Annotated in this window: 18 protein-coding genes; 1 reads left to right on the top strand and 17 read right to left on the bottom strand. The window is 68.9% G+C overall.

What is annotated here, in order from left to right; all coding sequences use genetic code 11:
• Window positions 1-375 precede the first annotated feature (375 nt).
• Genes G8O29_RS13605 through G8O29_RS13595 form a run of 3 tightly spaced genes read right to left on the bottom strand, consistent with a single transcriptional unit; the run spans window position 376 to window position 4,674 of the window.
• Window positions 376-723 carry a hypothetical protein gene (locus G8O29_RS13605; protein ID WP_166403772.1) on the bottom strand — a complete coding sequence of 116 codons (348 nt, stop codon included), beginning with the start codon at window positions 721-723 and terminating at the stop codon, window positions 376-378.
• Complete coding sequence (locus G8O29_RS13600; RefSeq protein WP_207623823.1) at window positions 720-3,101, bottom strand: YbcC family protein; 2,382 nt, start codon at window positions 3,099-3,101, stop codon at window positions 720-722. The genes G8O29_RS13605 and G8O29_RS13600 overlap by 4 nt, the downstream gene beginning before the upstream one ends.
• 28 nt (window positions 3,102-3,129) lie before the next feature.
• Window positions 3,130-4,674: a proton-conducting transporter transmembrane domain-containing protein gene (locus tag G8O29_RS13595; RefSeq protein ID WP_166403771.1), complete on the bottom strand. Its 1,545-nt coding sequence runs from the start codon at window positions 4,672-4,674 to the stop codon at window positions 3,130-3,132.
• A gap of 100 nt (window positions 4,675-4,774) precedes the next feature.
• On the opposite strand from G8O29_RS13595, the gene G8O29_RS13590 reads away from it, so the two are divergent.
• A complete protein-coding gene (locus G8O29_RS13590; RefSeq protein WP_166403770.1) occupies window positions 4,775-5,647 on the top strand; it encodes a LysR family transcriptional regulator in 873 nt (290 codons plus the stop codon).
• Between the two features lie 54 nt (window positions 5,648-5,701).
• On the opposite strand, the gene G8O29_RS13585 is transcribed toward G8O29_RS13590, so the two are convergent.
• From G8O29_RS13585 to G8O29_RS13520, 14 genes are all read right to left on the bottom strand, one after another.
• The gene (locus G8O29_RS13585) at window positions 5,702-6,403 is read right to left on the bottom strand and encodes an MgtC/SapB family protein (protein WP_166403769.1); all 702 of its coding nucleotides are present in this window, start codon (window positions 6,401-6,403) and stop codon (window positions 5,702-5,704) included.
• Between the two features lie 126 nt (window positions 6,404-6,529).
• Window positions 6,530-7,039, bottom strand: coding sequence for a magnesium transporter (locus G8O29_RS13580; RefSeq protein WP_207623822.1), 510 nt, complete (start codon window positions 7,037-7,039; stop codon window positions 6,530-6,532).
• Between the two features lie 7 nt (window positions 7,040-7,046).
• Entirely contained in the window at window positions 7,047-8,018 is a 972-nt protein-coding gene (locus G8O29_RS13575) for a sugar kinase (protein ID WP_166403768.1), read from the bottom strand.
• Window positions 8,019-8,139: 121 nt separating this feature from the next.
• Entirely contained in the window at window positions 8,140-8,976 is an 837-nt protein-coding gene (locus tag G8O29_RS13570; RefSeq protein WP_166403767.1) for a 3-oxoadipate:acetyl-CoA acetyltransferase, read from the bottom strand.
• Between the two features lie 7 nt (window positions 8,977-8,983).
• Window positions 8,984-9,856, bottom strand: coding sequence for an intradiol ring-cleavage dioxygenase (locus tag G8O29_RS13565; RefSeq protein WP_166403766.1), 873 nt, complete (start codon window positions 9,854-9,856; stop codon window positions 8,984-8,986).
• Window position 9,857: 1 nt separating this feature from the next.
• Window positions 9,858-11,612: an FAD-dependent oxidoreductase gene (locus G8O29_RS13560; protein ID WP_166403765.1), complete on the bottom strand. Its 1,755-nt coding sequence runs from the start codon at window positions 11,610-11,612 to the stop codon at window positions 9,858-9,860.
• Entirely contained in the window at window positions 11,609-11,800 is a 192-nt protein-coding gene (locus G8O29_RS13555; protein ID WP_166403764.1) for a hypothetical protein, read from the bottom strand. The genes G8O29_RS13560 and G8O29_RS13555 overlap by 4 nt, the downstream gene beginning before the upstream one ends.
• Window positions 11,801-11,812: 12 nt before the next feature.
• Window positions 11,813-12,847 (bottom strand): branched-chain amino acid ABC transporter permease, encoded by a 1,035-nt coding sequence (locus G8O29_RS13550; RefSeq protein ID WP_367890180.1) that lies wholly within the window; start codon window positions 12,845-12,847, stop codon window positions 11,813-11,815.
• A gap of 13 nt (window positions 12,848-12,860) precedes the next feature.
• Window positions 12,861-13,706 (bottom strand): branched-chain amino acid ABC transporter permease, encoded by an 846-nt coding sequence (locus G8O29_RS13545; RefSeq protein ID WP_166403762.1) that lies wholly within the window; start codon window positions 13,704-13,706, stop codon window positions 12,861-12,863.
• A 132-nt stretch (window positions 13,707-13,838) separates the two neighbouring features.
• Entirely contained in the window at window positions 13,839-14,546 is a 708-nt protein-coding gene (locus G8O29_RS13540) for an ABC transporter ATP-binding protein (RefSeq protein WP_166403761.1), read from the bottom strand.
• Window positions 14,547-15,266, bottom strand: a complete 720-nt coding sequence (locus G8O29_RS13535) for an ABC transporter ATP-binding protein (RefSeq protein WP_166403760.1) — start codon at window positions 15,264-15,266, stop codon at window positions 14,547-14,549. It abuts the gene before it with no gap.
• 61 nt (window positions 15,267-15,327) lie between these two features.
• On the bottom strand, window positions 15,328-16,602 hold the full coding sequence (locus G8O29_RS13530) for an ABC transporter substrate-binding protein (protein WP_166403759.1): 1,275 nt from the start codon (window positions 16,600-16,602) through the stop codon (window positions 15,328-15,330).
• Between the two features lie 22 nt (window positions 16,603-16,624).
• A complete protein-coding gene (locus tag G8O29_RS13525) occupies window positions 16,625-17,683 on the bottom strand; it encodes a maleylacetate reductase (protein WP_166403758.1) in 1,059 nt (352 codons plus the stop codon).
• Window positions 17,680-18,330, bottom strand: coding sequence for an alpha/beta hydrolase (locus G8O29_RS13520; protein WP_207623821.1), 651 nt, complete (start codon window positions 18,328-18,330; stop codon window positions 17,680-17,682). Before G8O29_RS13520 ends, G8O29_RS13525 begins: the two co-directional genes overlap by 4 nt.
• Window positions 18,331-18,335: the final 5 nt, after the last annotated feature.

Here is an 18,335-nt window from a genome sequence, read left to right as displayed (position 1 = left end):
CAAAAGACCGCACTCGATCACAAGTCCAGACGATCACAAATTCCTTGCAAACCGAGCGGCATCCACAAAAGAAGGTTTGATGGCAGGCCCATTCCCTCCGCCAATTGCCCCCGCGAAAGCGTTCTCCCGATCCGGCTGCGGCCGGATTTTTCCGTTGTTTTCCAAGGTTATGCAGGTGTGTCCGAGCACTGGCCCCGGCGCCCAGAGGCCCGGAAGCGGTCTCTCAGGGATGAAGTTTTCTGGATCTGTTGACTGCGCCATTTTGGTGAATTTCTTGCAGGTATCTGCAACCTATGGGTTCTTCAGACGATGCAGCTGAGCCCTTTGATGCCAGTGGCATTCGTCTGAAGGAACAGAACTCGAACTCGCTCCTCGTCATGGTATTGCCCCAGTGGTCGCTCCGAATCTTCGCGCGGATACCGCAGCGCCAGCTATTGCCGTCAGGCACGCTCTCCGCCGGTCATCCTGCTCGGCCACCTCAACACGAGCCAAATGCCCGGTTGAATGAACGGGCTCTTGTTGGGTCATGGTGGACAGCGCCTTGGCGCGGGCGGCCTCGACCATGCCGCCCGCGCGCGGCACCTCGCCGGTGAAGGTGCCGAAGCGGTCGGTATCGAGCCCCTCGGGCACCACGACCGCGATGCCGAGGCGCGCCAGCGGCGGCGCGATCGCCGCCGCCTTGCCGTGCATCGTGCCGAGCGCCACCCGACCGGGCAGGCTCATGCGGCCTTGCGGGCGGCTGGACCCGCGGCCTCCCAGGTCAGGCCGGGGCGGTAGCGGGCGGCGATCCGGCCACCCTCGAGCACGAAGAGATGCAGCCAGCCGTTGTCGAACAGCGCCCGGACCGAGGGGTGCTTTTCCAGCACCGCGGCGATCGCTTCGGCCGGGGCCTCGACCAGCACCGACAGGCGCAGGGGATCGTGCGCGGCGCGCTCGCCGTCGTGGATCGTCTGTAGCGGCAGGCCCGCGCGCAGCACGCCGCCGTTGCCCTCGACCACGCCGATGCCGCCCACCACGTTGTGGATCAGCTTGTTGCCGCCGCCGAAGACCTGCGGCGCCACGGTCGAGCCGTAGTATTGCAGGCTGATCCACGAGGCCACCACCACCGGCGCGGTGAGGATGAGTTCCAGCGTGGCGAAGCCCTGATCCTTCTGCCAGCCGTAGTCGTGCAGGAAGGCCCGACCCTTCAGGTCGCGCCCCGCCGTCGCCCTGCGCGGTGCAGCGATGAAAGCCGCGCAGCCTGCCAGACCCCATTCGGGCCGCACCTCGGCCCAGTCGGCGGCGCGGCGGATGAGGTCGGCAGGGCTCGCCCCCGGCAGGCGCGGCGCGCGTTCGGCCCGGGCGATGCGCGCGGCGGCGGCAAGCCAGGCCCGCGCCTGCGCCAGATCGGCGGCATGGTCGGGCGCGGCGGTGTCGGGGTAGAGCGTGATCTCGTCCGTCACCGTGTCGTGCAGGCCCGCGACGAACAGCGTGTCCGCCGGCAGGGCGATGCCCTCGGCCGGCAGGCCCGCGCGCGTCTCGGCATCGTTCAGCAGCAGGGCCAGAAGCCGCGACGAGACCTCGCCCGTCTGCCCGCAGCAGGCGCCGCAGTGATAGGCGCTTTCATGCGGGTTGTTCGTCACCTGCGCGCCGTGGCCGATCAGCAGCACCAACCGGGCATGGCCTTCCGTCATGCTCATCGCGCGCAGGACCGCCGCCGCCGTCTGGACCTTCTGCGCCGCCGTCAGGCCGCCCTCGATGCGCGGGGCGGGTTCGGGGGCAAGGCCCTTGGCCCCGAACCCCAGAGCATCCTTGACGAGCTTGCCGCCGTAAAGCGGACCGGCCGCCTCGACGAAGGCGAAGGAGGACACCGCCGCCTGCCGGAACCTTCCCCAGGCACGCCGCGCGCGGGCGGCGATGCGCAGATCGGCCTCGACCGCGGGCGAGAGGTCGGGCGCAGAGGTCAGCGCGGGGTTCAGCAGCGCCGGCAGATGCGCCTCGGCCGTGTCGCTGCCAGGGGCGCGGTGGGCCAGCGGCAGGCCGAAGAAGCCGGCAAAGCCCATGGTCTCGATCCGCGCGTCCTGCGCCTCGAGTGCGCGGCGGAACACCTCGGACCGCACGTCGATGCAGAAGGTGGCTTGCAGCACGGGCCGCGCCTTCGCCTCGGCGGGGCCGGTCAGGAGGGCGTCGAGGCCGCGCTGATGCGCGCGCTCGGCGGCCTCTTGCAGGATGGCGTCCAGCACCTGATCGGGCGTGGGGGTCAGCGGCGCGGCATGGGCGGCCACCACCGCCTGCCAGTCGCCCGCCAGCGCCGGGGCATGGGCCAGAAGCGCCTCTTCCCAGACCAGCCGGATCGCCAGCAGGTCGGTCAGAGTGGTGTCGCTGCCGCCCGTCAGTTCGGCCTGCCACAGGATCCAGCGCGCATGCATCGCCCAGCCGCCGAGGTCCACCAGCAGCCGGTGGAAGGCGGTCTCGGCGGCCTCGGGCCCGATCCCCAGCCGCTCCGCCGCGCGCAGGATGGCGCGTTCAGGCGTGTCCGGGGCCTCGGCCACATGGGCGCAGAACCCCTTGAGCCCCGCGATCTCGGGCGTCAGGTCGTGGCTTGCCCAGTCGCGCCAGGCGGCAAAGGCGCCCTGCCCCGGCCGGGGCGTCCACAGCGCCTGGCCGCGGTCGAAATGCCCCGCCGCCCAGAGGCCGAAGCTGCGCGCGATGACAGCGGGCCAGTCGGTGCCGGTGGCGCGGGCGGCAAGGTCGGCCACCGTCGGCAGCGCCTGCGGGGTAGGTGCGGGGGCGTGCATCCGGGCCTTGAATTCGGCCAGGTCGCGGGGCTTGAGCGGCGAGGACGCGGCGATCAGTGCGGCGGCAAGGTCATCGTCGGTGATCGTGCCAGCCTTGACCCTGGCCACCAGCTCGGCCCGGGGCGCGGTCAGCGCCGCTCCCGCCACGCGGGACAGCCGGGCCGAGGCCATGGCCAGATCCTCGCCCGTCTGGCCGAGGAAGGGATTGACGGCCACCGTCGCGTCCAGCGGGAAGGCAGGCGGGATGGCGCGGGCGGCGGCCTCGGCGGCGGCGAGGAGTTTGGACACCATGGTGGGCGCGATCTGTGCGTGCTTGAGGAACATCATCGTCTCCATGTCAGGGCGTTGCGGGTCAGGACCGGGAGGGGCTGCGGAAGCCGCCGATCACCCGGTCGAGCAGCGCGTTGAGGTAAAGGCCGTTGGCCAGATGCACCCTCAGGCCGGCGGTGGCGGGGTGATGCGCCCAGAGCGGGAACAGCGCCTGGGCAAAGGCTGCAAGACCGAAGGACAGAAGCGCCAGCACGATCAGCGCCCATTCCAGCGCGCCGGGCACCGGGGCGGCGGGCAGCGAGGGGCCCCAGACCACCTGCGCCACCACCTGAAAGCCGAAATAGGCCAGCGCCGCGGCCAGCGAGGCCGTCAGCGTCCGCCGCGTCAGCGCGCCGGGGGCGGCATCGGCCAGACCCTGCGCGATCAGGTAGGAGACGCCGAAGATCAGGATCGCCCCCAGCGCCAGCGCCTGCGGCGACTTCTCGCCCACCAGCGCCGTGAAGCCCGCCGCCACCGCGCCGTAAAGCACCAGCGCCAGCCCGAAGGACCGCAGCACCGCGCCCAGGCCCGGCACGGCCACCGGCCCCGGCTTGCGGATCGCGTTCACCGCCTGCACCGCCCCGCCCGAGGACAGGAAGGCATGGGCCTTGTAAAGCGAATGGGCCACGATGTGCAAAAGCGCCAGCGCCCAGAGGCCCAGCCCGCATTGCAGCAGCATGAAGCCCATCTGCGCCACCGTGGACCAGGCCAGCGCCGTCTTGACCGCGCTTTGCGTCAGCATCACCAGCGCTCCGAACAGCGCCGTGAAGCCGCCGATCATCACCAGCGCCGCCATGGCCCCGGGGCTCGTCTGCACCAGACCCGCCAGCGAGATCAGCAGGACACCGCCCGAATTGATGATCCCGGCATGGAGCAGCGCCGAGACGGGGGTCGGCGCCTCCATCACCTCGGTCAGCCAGCCATGCACCGGGAAAGAGGCGCATTTCAGCGCCGCCGCCAGCACGACCAGGGCGATGCCGACCTGAGCGGACAGAGGCAGGGTCGCGGCTGCGTTCAGGGCCCCAAGGTCCACCGTGCCCAGCCCCTGCCAGAACAGCACCGCCGCCGCGACCAGCGCCAGATCGCCCGCGCCCCAGACGCGGATGAACTTGGCCGCCGCCCGCCGCGCCTCGGCCCGTTCGGGGTAGAACAGCAAAAGCTGCCGCAGGATCAGCCCGGTCGCCACGAAGGCCGCGATCATCACCGGCAGGCTTGCCGCCTGCACCAGCACCAGCACCGCGGCCACCGCCGCAAGCGTCAGCGCGTGGAACGCGCCCTCGCGCGCTTCGCCGTCCAGATAGCGGCGGGCATAGCGCACGACCACCCAGCCCACGAAGGCCACCAGAGCCGCCATCGTCACGCTGACGGCATCGAGGCGCATCAGCGCCGTCCCGCCGAGGCGCAGCACCTGCGGCCCCGTCATCAGAAGCTGCCCAAGGCCGCCCGCCGCCAGCGCAAGGGCAGCCAGAGTCGCCCCCTCGGCCAGGCGCGGCAGCGCTCCGGGGCGGCGACCCGGACGGGCAAGGAATGGAAGGGATGCTGCCATGAGCGGCAGAGGGGCAAGGGCTGAGAGCGCAAGGTCGGTCATGTCGGCCTCCGGGGTTCGGGGTGGTCCCGGTCGATCTAGCAGTTGCCTTTCATCCAGAAAATTACATATATTGCACGCTAGCGTTCGCTATTATGGAAGCATGAGCCAACTCAACCTGCACCACCTGCGCCTGTTCCGGGCCGTGGCCCGCGACGGCACGCTGACGGGGGCGGCGCGCGCGCTGAACCTGTCGCAGTCGGCGCTGTCCACTCAGCTGCGCACGCTGGAGGCGGCGCTGGGCCAGGACCTGTTCGAACGCCGCGGACGGGGCCTTGTGCTGACCGAAGCCGGGCGCATCGCGCTCGACCATGCCGAGGCGATCTTCCGCACCGCCGAGGATCTGACCGCCACCTTGCGCGAAACCGGCCGGGCGCGGCGGGCGCTGCGGGTGGGCGCGCTGGCCACGCTGTCGCGCAACTTCCAGATGCAGTTTCTGCATCCGCTGATCGGGCGGGCGGACGTCGAGGTGGTGCTGCGGGCCGGGTCGCAGGACGAGCTTCTGCGCGGGCTCGAGGCGCTGGCGCTGGATGTGGTGCTGACCAACCTTGCCCCGGCCAGCGACGCGGCCAGCCCCTGGCTGGTGCATCGGCTGGACGAACAGCCCGTGGGGCTGATCGGCACACCCGCGCGGCTTGGCCCCGGCCCCCTGCCCCTGCGCGATCTGCTCTCGGGCCAGCCGCTGATCCTGCCCGCGCGGGGCAGCGCGCTGCGGGCGGGCTTCGATGCGCTGGCCGCCCGGCTGGACGTGAGTCCCGCCATCGCGGCCGAGGTGGACGACATGGCGATGATCCGCCTTCTGGCGCGGGCCGATGCCGGGCTGGCCGTCATCCCGCCCATCGTCGTGCAGGACGAACTGGCCGCGGGCCTGCTGGTCGAGGCCGCCCGCCTGCCCGGCATCGGCGAGGCCTTCCTCGCCATCACCCGTGCCCGGCGCTTTCCCAACCCTCTCCTGGCCGAGGTCCTGCCGGGCTGAGGGCCCTCGCGTCCCGGCGACCGGACCTCGAGACCGGCTTGCGTTTTAAGTCCGTCACGCCACTTCGGCCTGCATCTGCCAGCGCGCCGCGGTGACGGCAGGTTCCAGGCTGAGCCGACCGACGATCTGTTCCAGCGCTTCGGGCTTCACGGCTTCGCCCTGGACGCGCGCCGTCACCTCCACCCGATCGCTGTCCTCGATGTTGGCGCTGTCGAGCGCGGTCAGATGCAGGCCAGAGGTGGCAAAGCCCTGTAGCATCAGCGCGCGCACATGCGCCTCCTCGCTGCTGCGGCAGACGATCTCGACGGTATAGCTGCGCGCGAGCTCGGTGGTCTGCAACGGCTGGCGGTCCAGAAGCCGCGACAGGGGCCGCAGCGCCAGGTTGACGAAGATCACCATGCCGGTGACCACCGCGGCCAGCAGATACTGGCCCGCCCCGGACAGCAGTCCGATCGCCGCTGCACACCACAGCGTTGCGGCGGTGTTAAGACCCCTTACGTTGAAGCCTTCACGGAAGATGATGCCCGCGCCCAGAAAGCCGATGCCAGACACCACCTGCGCCGCGACGCGCGTCGGGCTGACCTCGCCCGGAAAGCTGGCGGCAAAGACGGTGAAGCTGGCCGCGCCGAGCGCGACCAGCGTATTGGTGCGCAGACCCGCGAGGCGCTGGCGCCACTGTCGCTCGAACCCCACGGCGGCACCAAGCGCGAGGGCCGTGCCGAGGTTCAGGATGGCGGTCTCGGGGGTGATGGGCATGACGGTCTCCACATTCCGGGCAAGGCTGTTGACAGGGGATGACGACAGTATGACAGGCCCCGCGCCTGTCCGGTCGGCCGGGCGCGGGGCCTGTGGCAGCAGGGCGCAAGGCGTGCCGCCGCCGGTTCAGTCCACCAGCAGATGGCCCAGGAAGGCATAGGCCAGCCCGAAGTAGATGAACACACCCAGAAGATCCATGATCGAGGTGATCAGAGGCGAGGAGAGCGTGGCCGGATCGGTGCCGATCCGCCGCGCGGCGAACGGCAGCAGCGCCCCGATCAGCGCGCCCAGCACCGTACAGGCCGCCATCGCAAGGCCCACCACCAGAAGGATATCGCCGCCCACGCCTTTGGAGAACCAGGCCAGCACCGCCTCCATCACGGCGATCACCACGCCCAGCGACAACGCCACCGGGAGCTCGCGCCGGATCACGAACCAGATGTCGCGCGCCTTCAGACCCACCTCACCCAGCGCCATGCTGCGGATCACCAGCGTCGCCGACTGGCTACCGGTATTGCCGCCCATGTCCACGATGGGGGCGATGAAGGCCGCAAGGATGATGACCTGGGACAGCATCTCTTCCTGTGCCGCGACGAAGGTCGAGGTGATGACGCCGAAGAAGGTCAACACCGCCATAAGTTGGTCAGGCTCCGGTTGCAACCGCCCGAAGCTGCGCCGCCGGCATGAGCGCGCCCCGGTGCATCACCACCTCAGCCGAGACGCCCTGCCCCGCGGCCACGGCAGCGGCCTGCCCTGCCCCGGTCAGCCGCGCGGCAAGATAGGCGCCGTTGAAGCTGTCCCCGGCCCCCGTGGTATCGAGGGCCCGCGCAACAGGCGCGACCGGCCGGGCCCCGGTCACCTCGCCTGTCTGGTACAGCGTCGGGCGGATGCCGTCCTTGACCACGATCTCGGGCACACCCAGCCTGGCATAGCGCCTCAGGGTTGCGGCCGCATCCGGATCGCCGAAGGCCAGGGCTTCGTCGTCGTGGGTGGGCAGCAGGATGTCGGCGATCCCGGCCAGGGCCGTGATGGCGGCGGTGGCGCTGCGCAGGTCGGGCCAGAGCCGCGGCCGGATGTTCGGATCGAAGGCGACCCGGAACCGGCGCTGGCCGCGCTGGCAAAGCCGGCCGATCAGCCGGTCGCGGTCCTCGGGCGGCAGGATCGCCAGCGAGATGCCCGACAGATAGACCAGATCCGCCCCGTCAAAGGCCGCCGCAAGCGCGGCCCCGTCCCGCGCAAGTCCCCGCGCCGCGCTCTCGGATCGCCAGTAGGTGAAGCTGCGTTCGCCCCGGGCGTCGGTGCGGATCGTGTAAAGCCCGACGCTGCGTTCGGGATCGCGCGCGACGTGGCGCGTCTCGATCCCGGCCGCGCGGAACATCGACAGCATGTCCTCGGACAGCGCATCGGTGCCGACGCGGGTCAGGTAGGCGACCTCGGCAGAGGGTGGCAAAAGCGCGCGCAGCGCCCAGGCGACGTTGAAACTGTCCCCGGCAAAACCTTGCGACCAGAAGCCGTCCTCGCGGCGGAAGAATTCCACCATGCATTCGCCAAGGCAGACCACACGCGGCGTGCGCTCTGACCCTGGATCGACCGGCTGCAAGGTCACGGGGCTCATGGCGCGAGCCTAGGGGGGCCGACCGCGGATGTCGATAGGACGCTGCCCGGCCGGAACCGGCAGCACGGGCCGGCGCCATCCGCCGCGCCGCGCGGACAGCGCGATCCCGCCAGAAGACAGCTCAGCCAAGGGCGGCGGGTGCCAGCCCCAGAAGCCTCCGCGCCTCGGACGGGGTTGCGACGGACCGTTCGTGACGGGCGCAGAGATCGACCACCCGGCGCACCAGCGCCGCGTTCGAGGGCGCAAGCGTCGTGCGGTCGAGGCGGATGTTGTCCTCCAGCCCCGTGCGCGCGTGACCGCCTGCGGCCACGCACCATTCGTTCAGCGTCAGCTGGTGCGGGCCGATCCCCGCCGCACACCATTCCGACCCCGGAAGCAACCGCTCGACCGTGCGGATGTAGTAGTCGAATACATCGCGGTCGGCAGGCATCGCGTTCTTCACGCCCATCACGAACTGGACATAGGCCGGTGCCTTCAGCCGCCCGTCGCGCTGCATCGTCGCGGCCTGGTGGATGTGGGACAGGTCGAAACATTCGATCTCGGGCTTGATGCCGTAGGTCAGCATCTCGGCCGCCAGCCAGTCCACCAGATCGGGCGGGTTCTCGTAGACGCGGGTGGGGAAGTTGTTCGAGCCCACCGAGAGGCTGGCCATGTCGGGTCGCAAGGGCAACATCCCCCCGCGCGTCCTGCCGGCGCCCGACCGCCCCCCGGTCGAGAACTGGATGATCATGCCGGGGCAGTGCTTCTCCACCCCTTCCTTGAGGCGGGCGAACTTCTCGGGGTCGGAAGACGGGGTTTCGTCATCGTTGCGCACATGGGCGTGGAGGATGCTCGCTCCGGCCTCATACGCCTCATGTGTCGATTCCACCTGTTCGGCCACCGTGATCGGCACGGCGGGATTGTCGGCCTTCCTTGGCAGCGATCCGGTGATGGCGACGCAGATGATACAGGGCTTCATGCGCGGATCACCCGGGGGCCAGGATGAAATCGTGTTCCACCAAGAAGAAGGGCCTGTCGAAGCCCGCTTCCGCGATCTTCTCCGGGTCGCTGATCCGGTCGAACTTCGCCAGCAGGCTTTCCTTCACGCCGAACACGGCATCCGACCGGATGTAGGGGTCATCTGGGTCGAAGATATGGGTGATCAGGCGCGCATGGCCCTCGGCTTCGATGATGTAGTGCAGATGCGCCGGGCGGTAGGGGTGGCGGCCAAGTGCGGCCAGAAGCCTGCCCACCGGCCCGTCGTCCGGGATCGGGTAGAACCTTGGCTTCACGCCCTTGAACCAGTAGGCGCCGTCCGCCCCCGTGCGGAACACGCCGCGCAGGTTGAAGTCGGGCTGGATGCCCTTCTGCTGCACGTCGTAGAAGCCTTCGTCGTTGGCCTGCCAGACGTCGATCTTCGCGTTCGCCAGCGGCGTCCCGTCGGTGGACCGGATCGCGCCGCGCACCAGCATCGGTTCGCCCTTCCGGTCCAGGCAGATGTCCGATCCCATCGGCAATTCCGGCGCATCGGCGATGTGGAAGGGGCCAAGGACAGTGCTCTCTGACGCGCCCGATGGTTTGCGGTTGTTGATCGCATCGACCAGCATCGAGACGCCAAGCACGTCCGACAGCAGGATGAACTCCTGCCGCCAGTCGGTGCACATCTGGCCGGTGGCGGTGAGGAACCGGATCGCCTCGAACCATTCGGCCTCGGTCGGCTCGATCTCCTTCACGGCGGCATGAAGGTGGCGGGTCAGGATTGCCATCACTTCGGCCAGGCGCGCGTCCCTGGCCTTGGCGTTGCGGCTGATGACGACCTCGGCCGAGGTGGCTTCGGTGAAGAACCCTTGTTCGCTCATGTCAGTGCCCCAGGATCTGGCGAAGGACGCGGGAAAGATCGCCCTCCGGGTCTGCGGAAACGCTCTGGCTGCGCCAGGCGACATGGTGGTCGGGACGGACGAGGATGCAGCCGCTGTCGCGGATGTCGCGGACCTTGTGCCAGTCGCCGACGTGATCCTCGTAATCCGCACGCGGCCCGATGGTGACGGCGCGGATCGGCAGTCCAAGCGCCCTTGACACGGCTTCGGCAGCCTTGACCCAAGCCCCGCCGCCGATCCCCGTCAGGATCGTGAACCGACCCTTGCCGCAGAGGTCCAGCGTCGAATGCTTCCCCCCGGCCCGGTCATAGACCCAGGCATGCGGCAGCCGCGCGCCCGGGCAGGTGGTGGGGTGGTAGTAAAGCTCCATGTTCTCGCCCACCGGCGCGGTGGTGCCGTCGCCGACCACAGCGCCCGAGTTGTAACGCTGGTTCATCTCGACCCCGTGGCAGTCGAATTCGTAGACCTTGAAGTCGATGGCGCGGCGCAGCGCCTCGCGCTGTTTCTCCCCGGCCTCGGTCGCATCGCAGCGCGCGGCCATGCTGCGCTCGATCCGCTGGTGATCGACGCCACCGTCCATCCCCAGCGCCTCGAAGATCGGGCCGAACTCGGCGATGGACTGGTTGGCGCGGGTGACGATCTGCTTCGCCACCGGGGCGCGTTCGGCCGAGTAGCTGTCCAGGAGCTTCGGCGTCGCCTGGCCCTTGACCACGGCGGCCAGTTTCCAGGCGAGGTTGAACCCGTCCCGAATGGACGTGTTGGACCCCAGCCCGTTCGACGGCGGATGCCGGTGCGCCGCGTCGCCCATTATGAAGACGCGCCCGGCTTGCATATGGGTGGCGTAGCAGTTGTTCACCGTCCAGGTGTTGGCCGAAATCAGGTCGATCTCCAGATCCGGCACTCCCACCAGTTGCCGCGCGACCTGGGTGGCCATCGCCGCGTCCACCACCGGGGCGGGCTGGGTGATGTCATAGCCCCAGACGATCAGCCATTCGTTCCAGGGCCGGACCATGCGCACCAGGCCCATTCCGATGCCGCCGACATCCGCGCCGGGCTGCATGACCCAGTTAAGGACTGAAGGACGGTGCGCGACATAGCGCGAGAGATCGGCCCGGAAGAGGATGTTCATCGACCCGCCGACACCCATCCTGCCCTCGAACGGGAGCCCTGCGTGTTCGGCCACCAGGCTGTTCCCGCCATCCGCGCCCACGAGATACGTCGAACGCACGGTGAAGTCCTTGCCCGTCAGCCGGTCGCGGCAGGTGGTGGTGACGCCGTCCGCGTCCTGCACATGGGAGAGGTATTCGGTGCTCATCCGGCTTTGCGCCCCGCGCGAACAGGCGGTCTTGAACAGGATCGGCTCCATGAAGGTCTGCGGCAGATCGTTCATCTCGCAGGGGCTTGCGCGCAGGTGGCGGGCCTTCGACTCCGGGCTGGTGCCCCAGGACTGCATCCGGCGCAGTTCCTCACCGGCCAGCGAGACGCAGAAGACGTTGTTGCCCATCAGGTGCTGGGGTGCTGCATGCAGCATCGCCTCGGCCTCGACCTCGGGCCCCAGGTCGCGCAGCACCTCCATCGTGCGCTGGTTGGTGATATGGGCGCGCGGCGTTTTGGCCAGCCAGCGGTAGCGGTTCACGACCAGCACCTCTACCCCGTAAGAGGCGAGAAGGGCCGCCGTCGCCGATCCGGCCGGGCCGGTACCGATGACAAGGACGTCGGTGGTGATATCGGCGGTCATTTGGGTCCTCCTCTGGTCGTGTCAGGCAATGACATCAGTCGCGGAATGGCCGAAGCCCGATCCCGGAAGCAGGCGGGGATCTCGAAAACCCCGCAGCGGAGCCTGTTCAGGCTCCGGACCGATTTCCGGAAGAAATCGGCGGCGGCTGCGGTGGCGACGATCGGATCGCGGCGGGTCTGGTCGGTCACTGGCTTCTCCCGTCAGGTCAGGCTCACGTCGGTCACAAGTCGGCGTTGGACCGGAAACAGGGCAAGGCCCGTGCGGTCGTGGATCAAACCCCACACCCCGCGCGGGGCGAAAAGCATGGTGAGGATGGCCAGAATGCCCAGCGCAAGCAGATACCAGCTGCCGTAGTCGGCGAAGGCGGTTTGCAGAGCCCAGAAGACCAGCACGCCGACAATCGGACCCTCCAGCCGGCCCATCCCGCCGATCACGGCGATGAAGATGACATATGCCGTCCAGCTGGTGACGCTGAAGGCGGCATCCGGGCTGACGCGGGCGGTCTGGACGTAGATCAGCGCTCCGACCAGGCCGGTCATCGCAGCGGCGGACAGAAACACCAGCCACCTGATGCGCCGCGCATCCACGCCCACCGAGCGGGCGGCATTGTCGTTGTCGCGGACCGCGGCCAGGGCAAGGCCGGTGCGCGCGCGCAGAAGCGCGTAGATCGCGGCCATGGTGCCGACGGCAAGCGCCAGCGCAAGCCGGTAGGCAAGAATATCACGCGCGGCGGCGTCGCGGACGCCGAAAAGCTCGGCGATCGCCTTCACGCCCATGATGTTCGCCGTGGCCTCGCGCGGCAGGCTGGTGCCGGTGCCGCCGCCCAGCGTCTTCCACTGTGCCACCGACAGGCGGGTGACCTCGGCAATGACCCAGGTACCGATGGCGAAATAGGCGCCTTGCAGGCGGAAGGCGAAGAAGGCCATGGGGATGGCAAGCAGCACGGCGGCCGCCCCGCCCAGCAGGATCGCCGGCACCGGGTCCCAACCCCAGAGGATGACGCCGGCGAACATCGCATAGGCGCCGATCCCGACAAAGGCCTGCTGACCGACGCTGACCATGCCGCCGTAGCCTGCGATCAGGTTCCAAAGCTGCGCCAGGGTCAGCATGGTCAGGATGAAGAACAGGTCCTGGATCAGGCTGCGCGTGGCGAAGGCGGGCAGGAACAGGCCAAGGATCACCAGCGCCAGGGCGGCAATGCCGGCAACGGTCGAGGTGCGGGTGCGGGTGGTCACGCTGTGGCGCATCTCAGTCCACCGCCCTGGGAAACAGCCCGCGCGGCCGGATCAGCAGCACGACCAGAAAGGCGATGTGGCCGGCGAGGATCTGCCATTCCGGGTTGATCTGCGCGCCCAGGGTCTGGGCAACGCCGATGATCGCACCCCCCGCCAGTGTGCCCCAGAGGCTGCCGAGGCCGCCGATGATGACGGCCTGAAAGGCATAAAGCAGACGCGCGGGGCCGATGGAGGGGTCGAAGTTCGACCGCATCCCCAGGTAAAGCGCGGCGAGGGTGACGATCACCATGGCCAGGCCGGTGGCGATGGCGAAGACCGACCGAGGGTTCAGCCCCATCAGGCTGGCCGTCGTGGGGTCGTCCGACACGGCGCGGAAGGCCCGGCCAAGTGCGGTGGTGTAGAAGATCCGGTTCAGCACGAAGATGGCGACAACCGCAGAGGCGAAGGTCAGCAGCGGCAGCGTCCCCACTGTCACCGGGCCGAAGCCGATCGAGGCGCTTTCCAGCGCGCCCACGCGCAGGCGCCGGCTGTCGGCGGAAAAGGCTTCGAGCATCCCGTTCTGAAGCGCGACGGAAAGGCCGAAGGTGACCAGAAGCGGCGGCAGGATGTCGCGGCCGAGCACCCGGTTCAGGACCAGGCGTTGCAGAAGCCAGCCGGCGGCGATCAGCGCGGCGAGGAAGGGATCGAGCCCGGTCGTGGCGACGATCAGAAGGATCACGAAGGCCGCCAAGACGATCAGGTCGCCATGGGCAAGGTTGACCAGCCGCATGATGCCGAAGACCAGGCTCAGGCCTGCCGCGAAAAGCGCATAAAGCCCGCCGAGAAGGATGCCCTGGACCAGGACGTCAAGCCAGATCATCGGCCACCTCGCGGCTTGGGGCGGTTTCCAGATCGGGCGCTTGCGCGCGCGCCTTCCGTCTCGTCTCTGGCGCAGGCGCCAACCAGCCCGGGCGTGCCTCCGGCGGGGATATCTGGCGAAGGGAAAGACGGGTCATGCGGCGGCTCCGAAATAGGCGGCGTGGATGGCTTCGCGCGTGACCTGCCCGGCGGGGGCGGTCAGGGTCACGCGGCCTTCCATCATGCAATAGACGCGGTCGGCGACGGACAGTGCGCGGGTGATGTCCTGTTCGACAAGGATCACGGCGGCACCTGTGGCCCGGATGGCGGGGAGGGCCGCGTAGATGTCGCGGATCACCACGGGGGCAAGGCCCAGGCTGATCTCGTCGCAGAGGAGGAGCTCCGGGTTCGACATCAGCGCCCGGCCGATCGCGACCATCTGCTGCTGTCCGCCCGACAGCGCGGTGCCGGGTGAATGGCGGCGGTCCTTCAGGATCGGGAAGAGGCGGTAGATGTCGTCCAGCGACCAGCGGCCCGATCCGCGGCGCACCTGACCGCCGATCAGGAGGTTTTCCTCGACCGTAAGCGAAGGGAACAGCTTCCGCCCCTCGGGCACCATGGCGATGCCCCGTTGCAGGATCCGGTCGGGCGGCAGCGCGCCGATGGGCTCGCCGCCCAGACGGATCATCTCGGGCGCGTTCTTCAGGACCCCGGTGATCGCGCGCATCAGCGTGGTCTTGCCCGCCCCGTTGGCGCCGATGATCGCGACGCATTCGCCGGGGTCGATGTGCAGATCGACACCGAACAGCGCCTTGAACTGGCCGTATTGCGCCGTCAGGGCATGGGTGGACAGAAGCGCCAATCAGACCTCCATCCCAAGGTAGATCTCGCGCACGTCCTTCGACGCCATGATGACCTCAGGCTCGCCCATGCCGATGACGCGGCCGAAATCCAGCACCAGAAGGCGTTCGACGACCGAGGTGAGGGCATGCAGGACATGTTCGATCCAGATGATCGTGATGCCTTGCGCGTGAAGTCCACGGATGGTCGCCACCAGCGTCCGGCATTCGGCCTCGGTCAGGCCACCGGCGATTTCGTCAAGAAGCAGCAGCTCCGGCCCCGTCGCCATCGCGCGTGCGAGTTCCAGCCGCTTGCGATCGAGCAGCGACAGGGCCCCCGCCAGCACATTGGCTTTCGCCAGCAGGCCGGTGTCCTGCAATATGGCGATGCAGGCGTCCTGCACCTCGGCCTCGCGCTTTCTCTGGCCATAGGCGGCGGCGGTCAGCAGGTTTTCGAAGACCGTCAGGCCCTCGAAGGGCTGGGGGATCTGGAAGCTGCGCCCGACACCCATGCGCACCCGCTCCATCGCGGGGCTGCGCGTCACGTCGCGGCCCAAAAGCGTGACGGTCCCGGCATCGGGCAGGATATTGCCGGTGATGAGGTTGAACAGCGTCGATTTCCCCGCGCCATTCGGACCGATGATGCCCAGCGCCTGACCCTTCGGCACCGAAAAGGTCACGTCGTCGGTCACCTTGAGGGCGCCGAAGGTTTTCGAGACATTGGCAAGTTCAAGAACGGTCATCACGGGTCCTGAATGAGGCCCCGGGTCAGGCCCGGGGCGCGTGTTCGCGAGGTGATCCGGCTCAGGCCAGCGCCTCCATCTGGCCGCCCGTGGGGATCGCCGGGGCGGTCTGGTTGTCCACGATCACTTGGTCGAAGGTCCCGTCCTCCTTCCGGCGCCACTGACCGCCGACGAGCGGCGTCTTGGTGACGTTGGTCGCGGCGAACGGCGGGACGCCCTCGCCCTTCCAGGCGATCTTGCCGACCATCGTGTCCAGGTCGGTCGCGGAGATGGCGGCGGCCACCGCATCGGCATCGGTCACGTCCGACACCCGGCCCATCACGTCGGAGGCCACCTCGAACAGCGAATGGACAAAGCCGATCGGCTGGGTCCAGGGACGGCCCGATTTCTCGGTGAAATCGGCGGCCAGTTCCGCCGCCGACTGCCCGGTCAGCGAGGATATGAACGGGTGCGTCGCACTCCACCAGACCTCGGAGGACAGGTTGTGCCCGGCCGCACCCAGGGCCTCGACCGACTGCGGGAAGAGGATGGCCTTGGCCACCGTGATGATCTTCGGGTTATAGCCCTGCTGCAAAGCCTGATTGCGGAAGGTGGTGAAATCGGGCGGGATGACGACACCGGTGACGATGTCGCAGCTGGCCGCCTTGAAGGCGTTGATCTGGGCCGAGAAATCGTCGGTCAGGTTCTGATAGCGGCCGGGATCGGTCAGCGCATAGCCCTGCGCGGCAAAGCCGGGGCCCACGCCCACGTTCGGATCGCCCCAGGCATTGCCGTCGCCGTCGTTGGGGAAAAGGCCGCCCACGGCCTTGTTCGTCCCGATCTGGTTCCACATGTTCAGGAAGCCGGCGATCACGTCCTCCAGCCCCCAGAAATAGTGGAAGGCGTAGTTGAACGGCTTCCAGCTTGCCGGATCGCCCGGGTTGCCCTGCTGGCCGATGAACCAGGGCTGCCACGGCGCCTTGGTCGAGATGACGGGCATCCCTTCCGCCTCGCAGGTGGTGGCGACGGGGTTCGTCGTCTCGGGGGTGGAGGCGACGACCATCAGGTTCACCTCGTCGTTGACGATCAGCTCCTTCGCCACCGCGGCGGCGCGGTTGGGGTCGGACTGGCTGTCCTTGACGATGACCTCGAAGTTCCGGCCCGCTTCCGTGGCCAGAAAGGCCTGGATGTTGTAGGCGTCGCTTTCCGCGAACCCGGCCAGAGGCCCCGATTGCGGGCTGACATAGCCGATGCGGATCTTCGCCCCTTGCGCGATGGCGGGGGCAAAGAGGCCGGGCGTGGCGAGGGCAAGGCCGGTGGCCGCGCCGGTTTTCAGAAGCTTGCGTCTGGTAAGCATGGTGGTTCCTCCCGTGTGTTGGTCAGTCCGGGCACTGCCCGTCGTAGGCCTGTTGCAAGAGCTGCCGGATACCGTCCCGGCTGACGGGGCGCGGATTTGCGTAAGGGTTCCTGGTCGCGGTCTCGGCCGCGCGGTCGAGGTCGGTTTCCTTCAGGCCCAGGTCCGCCAGCCGCAGCGGCGCGCCGACCGATCTGGCAAACTGCCACAACCCCGCCCCCGCCGTCCCGCCGAAGGTCTCGGCAATGGGCTTGAGCAGATCGCCCACCGCCGGTTCATTGTAGGCCGTCGTGTGGGGCAGAAGGACCGCATGGGTCTCGGCATGGGGCAGGCCAAAGCTGCCTCCCAGGACATGGGCCAGCTTGTGGTGCAAGGCCATCGAGACATAGCCAAGTGCGGTCGAGCAGCACCATGCGGCATACAGCGCCCGGGCGCGGGCCTCCCCGTCCTGCGGCTGTGCCACCAGCACAGGAACCGCGTCACGAAACGCCGGCAGCGCATCGCGGATCATCGCCTCGATCACCGGGTTGCGGTCCGGGGCGTAAAGCGCCTCCATCGCATGGGCGATCGCGTTCAGGGCCGAGGTGACCGTCAGACCCACCGGCAAGCTCAGCGTCAGGTCCACGTCGTAGACCACGACCTCGGGCCGGATCGCCGGGTCGCGTCGCGTGGTCTTTTCTCCCCCCGTCGTCTCGCCCAGAATATCGGTCATCTCAGAGCCAGCGTAGGTCGTCGGAATCACCACCTGATCGGCGCCCGTCCGCACCGCGATGGCCTTGCCAAGGCCCGTGGTGGACCCACCGCCCAAGGACACGACGCACTCCGCCCCGGCTGCACGGAAGGCGGCCACGGCATCCTCCGTCACCTCGACCGGCGTGTGCATCGCAGCCCTGGCAAAGACCCCGGCAGCGCGGTCACCCAGCCGGTCGGCCAGGGCCTGCGCCTCGGCCTCCTGATGCGGGGTGGACAGGACCAGCGCGCGGGAATGGCCCAGACGCGCGACCTCATCGGGGACCTGAGCCAGCGTGCCGTGGCCGAAGACGACGCGGGTCGTCAGTCCCGGGAAGACGAAGGGGCGGGTCATCGGGGGGCCTCCATCCGGGGCGGGCGCCCTTCGGCAAGGTCGGTCAGGATACCGTCCAGCATCGCGATCTCGGCGTCCGAGACCGCATGCGGACGCCCGGGGAACACATCGCAGCGCAGCCGCGCCTCTGACTGTCCAAGCTCGGCCACCGCCTCGGCGAAGGCATGGACCGGAATCCAGGGGTCCGCGGTGCCCGCCGACAGGTAGACCGGCAACCCCGTCCCAAGTCGGGACGGCCGCTCATCCCCCGCGACGCCGACACGGCAGCCGGTGAAGGCGACCACGGCGTCGGGGACAGCCCGACCGGCAAAGGCATGTTCCAAGGACAGGCAGGCGCCCTGGCTGAACCCGGCCAGGACCAGCGGCAAGCCGGACCCTTGGTGACGCAGGTCGGCAACGGCTCTACCAAGACCAGCGAGTGACAGCGCAACCTCATCCCGCGTGGCGTCAGTCAAGGGCTCGATGGCCCGGGCGGCATACCAGCTTTTCCCCTCGGCCCGTGGCAGCGCGAAGGTCACGTCCTTCGCGGACAGACGACGAAGGACCGCTGCCTCCATCTCTTCGGGCGTCTGGCCGCGGCCATGGACGAAGACGCACAGCACCTTCGCCCGGTTGACCGGAACGCCCAGCGACAGGATGTCCGCCACCCCCC

Origin of the sequence: Rhodobacter calidifons, from assembly GCF_011174775.1 — a bacterium.
GTDB lineage: Bacteria > Pseudomonadota > Alphaproteobacteria > Rhodobacterales > Rhodobacteraceae > Tabrizicola > Tabrizicola calidifons.
Note: the sequence above shows the minus strand (reverse complement) of the source record. Positions and strands in the feature narration are given on the sequence as shown.

Excerpts from the sequence above, each read along its gene's own strand:
- G8O29_RS13605 (WP_166403772.1), bottom strand. The coding sequence starts at position 723 with ATGAGCCTGCCCGGTCGGGTGGCGCTCGGCACGATGCACGGCAAGGCG.
- G8O29_RS13600 (WP_207623823.1), bottom strand. The coding sequence starts at position 3,101 with ATGTTCCTCAAGCACGCACAGATCGCGCCCACCATGGTGTCCAAACTC.
- G8O29_RS13595 (WP_166403771.1), bottom strand. The coding sequence starts at position 4,674 with ATGACCGACCTTGCGCTCTCAGCCCTTGCCCCTCTGCCGCTCATGGCA.
- G8O29_RS13590 (WP_166403770.1), top strand. The coding sequence starts at position 4,775 with ATGAGCCAACTCAACCTGCACCACCTGCGCCTGTTCCGGGCCGTGGCC.
- G8O29_RS13585 (WP_166403769.1), bottom strand. The coding sequence starts at position 6,403 with ATGCCCATCACCCCCGAGACCGCCATCCTGAACCTCGGCACGGCCCTC.
- G8O29_RS13580 (WP_207623822.1), bottom strand. The coding sequence starts at position 7,039 with ATGGCGGTGTTGACCTTCTTCGGCGTCATCACCTCGACCTTCGTCGCG.
- G8O29_RS13575 (WP_166403768.1), bottom strand. The coding sequence starts at position 8,018 with ATGAGCCCCGTGACCTTGCAGCCGGTCGATCCAGGGTCAGAGCGCACG.
- G8O29_RS13570 (WP_166403767.1), bottom strand. The coding sequence starts at position 8,976 with ATGAAGCCCTGTATCATCTGCGTCGCCATCACCGGATCGCTGCCAAGG.
- G8O29_RS13565 (WP_166403766.1), bottom strand. The coding sequence starts at position 9,856 with ATGAGCGAACAAGGGTTCTTCACCGAAGCCACCTCGGCCGAGGTCGTC.
- G8O29_RS13560 (WP_166403765.1), bottom strand. The coding sequence starts at position 11,612 with ATGACCGCCGATATCACCACCGACGTCCTTGTCATCGGTACCGGCCCG.
- G8O29_RS13545 (WP_166403762.1), bottom strand. The coding sequence starts at position 13,706 with ATGATCTGGCTTGACGTCCTGGTCCAGGGCATCCTTCTCGGCGGGCTT.
- G8O29_RS13535 (WP_166403760.1), bottom strand. The coding sequence starts at position 15,266 with ATGACCGTTCTTGAACTTGCCAATGTCTCGAAAACCTTCGGCGCCCTC.
- G8O29_RS13530 (WP_166403759.1), bottom strand. The coding sequence starts at position 16,602 with ATGCTTACCAGACGCAAGCTTCTGAAAACCGGCGCGGCCACCGGCCTT.
- G8O29_RS13525 (WP_166403758.1), bottom strand. The coding sequence starts at position 17,683 with ATGACCCGCCCCTTCGTCTTCCCGGGACTGACGACCCGCGTCGTCTTC.